The sequence below is a fragment of the Streptomyces sp. NPDC054840 genome, from assembly GCF_053611065.1.
Genome location: NZ_JBSGZP010000855.1, coordinates 1 through 2,620, shown reverse-complemented (window position 1 = coordinate 2,620; position 2,620 = coordinate 1). Strand labels below are relative to the sequence as shown.

Annotated in this window: 2 protein-coding genes and 1 pseudogene; 2 read left to right on the top strand and 1 reads right to left on the bottom strand. The window is 73.7% G+C overall.

Going from position 1 to position 2,620, the window contains the following annotated elements; all coding sequences use genetic code 11:
* Positions 1–93: 93 nt before the first annotated feature.
* The gene (locus ACWGIU_RS35080; RefSeq protein WP_033224977.1) at positions 94–903 is read right to left on the bottom strand and encodes a hypothetical protein; all 810 of its coding nucleotides are present in this window, start codon (positions 901–903) and stop codon (positions 94–96) included.
* Positions 904–1,198: 295 nt separating this feature from the next.
* On the opposite strand from ACWGIU_RS35080, the gene ACWGIU_RS35075 reads away from it, so the two are divergent.
* Together ACWGIU_RS35075 and ACWGIU_RS35070 are read left to right on the top strand one after the other, a co-directional pair.
* Positions 1,199–1,975 (top strand): transglycosylase family protein, encoded by a 777-nt coding sequence (locus ACWGIU_RS35075; RefSeq protein WP_453712141.1) that lies wholly within the window; start codon positions 1,199–1,201, stop codon positions 1,973–1,975.
* 27 nt (positions 1,976–2,002) lie between these two features.
* Positions 2,003–2,392: pseudogene (locus ACWGIU_RS35070) on the top strand (WYL domain-containing protein); the annotation flags it as partial.
* Positions 2,393–2,620 lie beyond the last annotated feature (228 nt).

Here is a 2,620-nt window from a genome sequence, read left to right as displayed (position 1 = left end):
CCGGGGGGGGGGGGGACGGACCGCACACCCCCGGCGCATGGCCACCCGGCCCCCTCGGCAGGGGACTGGCGGCCGTTTTCCGTACCGGCTGGATCAGGCGCCGGGCGTACCCGCCAGCGGCATCGCGGCGGCCACGAGCTTGCCCGCGGCGGCGGCCTTGTCCAGCGCGTCGCGCAGCAGGTCCTCACGGGGCTGCTGGCCGATCGAGCCGACCGGGGCGGCGTAGATGAGTACGCGCTGGGTCTTGTTGACGGCGGCCCGCCAGCCGTCGGTGACCGACAGCGCCTGGTGCGCCTGCCACCAGGCGACCTGGCCGCCGCCGTCGTTACCCGGCTGCAGCACGGCGTGCAGCTGGCCCGCGGCGAGCAGGACCGACCAGCCGCCGAGGACGGTGGGGACCTCGGAGGTGTCGGTGACGGGGATGAAGCCCTGCTCGATGAGGAGCGGCAGGAAGTCGTCGCCGGGGCCGTCGCTGCCGGGGCGGGCGATGGGCGCGGTCGGCTCGACGACCAGGGCGGGGTGCAGCTCCCCGGCGATCAGGATCAGGCCGCTGGTGATGCCGAGGACGGCTTGGCCGCCGGATACGTTCTGCGGGGCGGCGCCGGGGCCACCGGCGGCGGCCGGGCTGTCGCCGGTGATGCTGCGGACGGCGCCCTGGAGCTGCTCCTCGGAGACGGAGACCACCTGCGAGGGGATGCAGGTGGCGTGGGCGAAGGCGAGGACGGCGGTCTCCTCGCCGACGAACAGCACCGTGCTGGTGCGGTCGTTCTCGGGGTCGCCCGGGGTGCGGCAGGAGGTGCAGTCGTAACTGCGCGGCGCGTCTTCGCCGACCAGCAGCCTGTCGGCTTCTTCGTCACCGATCTCGGCACGTACCTCATCACTGACGTCGAGCATGCGCGGCACGGGGTGCTCCTCGGCATAGGTGCGGGTCCGGGAGGCTCCCGGCTCGCCGGGCTCAACGGCGGAGCGGCGGCAGGGGTCACGCCATTTGAGGGAACGGATTCGAACCTGGCCCCCGGAAGGGTGAACCGTCCGACCGGGGCTTTGCTTTCGGGGCAACTGTTTTTTGATTGGGCTCAGTTGATGCCCAGGTGTGGCCGTTTGGGCCGGTGCCGACGGTCGGCCGCCCGGGTGGGCTGCGGCAACCTGCCGCGTGGCGGGCCGAAGAGGGCCGCGGGTGGATGCGTAGCGTGACCCGATGCCCAACCATCGGACCTGGCAGGCCACTTGCGGCGGCGCCGTCGTGCTCGCCGCCGTGCTGGCGCTCGCACTGCCCCACGGCTCCGCGGCCGCGGCTCCGCCGCCCCCGGCGCCTGGGCCGGCCGGGGCGGCGCACCCGGGCTCGCCCGGGGTGATCGGCGACGGGCCGGGGGACTGCGGACCGGGCGGGGAGTGGCCCTGGGACTGCGTGGCCGACTGCGAGAGCGGCGGGCGGTGGTCGGTGAACACCGGCAACGGCTTCTACGGCGGGCTGCAGTTCCGGCAGCCGACGTGGGAGGAGTACGGCGGGACGGCGTTCGCGAAGCGGGCCGACCTGGCCAGCCGCGAGCAGCAGATCCGGGTCGCGGAGGACGTCCTCGGCTCGCAGGGCTGGAACGCGTGGCCGGTGTGCTCCAAGCGGTACGGGCTGGCCGGGCGGATGCACGCGGTGCGGGACGGCGACACGCTGGTGTCGATCGCCCGCAAGCACCGGGTCCGGGGCGGGTGGCGGGGGCTGTACGAGGCGAACCGGGAGCGGATCGGCCTGAAGCCGGAGGCCCTCGTGGTGGGCACGCTGCTGGTCGTCCCCGCCGTGGAGCCCGCCGCCCCGCCGCCGGCCCCGGCCGGGCCGGCGCCCGTGACGGTGCCGGTACCCGTGCCGGTCACCACTCCGGCCGCGGGGCCGGTCGCTCCGTCGTCACCGTCCACTTGGGCGCGGGGGCCGAGCTGCCGCCGCTGCTGCTGGACGACGACGAGGCCGTTGCCGTCGCCGTAGGACGCGCACCGCCGCCGGGAACGGGGCCGAGCCTTCCGCGCGGACCGGATCTGGCCCCGGCCTCCGCACGGACCGCGGTTCATCCCGCGCCCGGCGCCTTCCGAGGACCTCGCCGCGTACGTCTCCGAGGGCGTGTCGCAGCGGGCGTACGCGGCCCGCGCGGTGGTGCGGCTGGAGGTTTCGGCGCAGGACGCGGCACGGATCATCGGGCCGAGCGACGGGGCCCTGCAACCGGTCGACGAGCAGAGCTGTCCGCTGCGCACCGGGGCGGTGAACCTGGACGTTCTGGTGATTCACGTCATGCTGCTCGGTTGTGAGTTCGAAGTGGTCGAGCCGCCTGAGCTGACGGATCGGATCAGGGCCGCGCGGGATCTTCTGGGGAGGGCCGTGGGGGCCGGAGAAGTGAAGGAAATGTAGGGGAGCTGCGGGGGATTCAACTGGTCTGGGCCAAGGGGATCACGGCAATCCCCGACAGGAATTCAGCAGGGTTCGGCGCGAATTCCAAACGGTCCGAACCCCGGGCGTGTCGCGGACCGGTAAACAATGTACGGCTGTTGATATTCTGTGACACAAGCGTGACCCGGGACGGACGAACGTCCGGGCGTGGCGCTGACGAACGGCGAAGGCGGGCCAGGTCCGTGGACC

What these genes read in the sequence shown, in the direction of transcription:
- ACWGIU_RS35075 (WP_453712141.1), top strand. Translation starts at nt 1,199, where the DNA reads ATGCCCAACCATCGGACCTGGCAGGCCACTTGCGGCGGCGCCGTCGTG.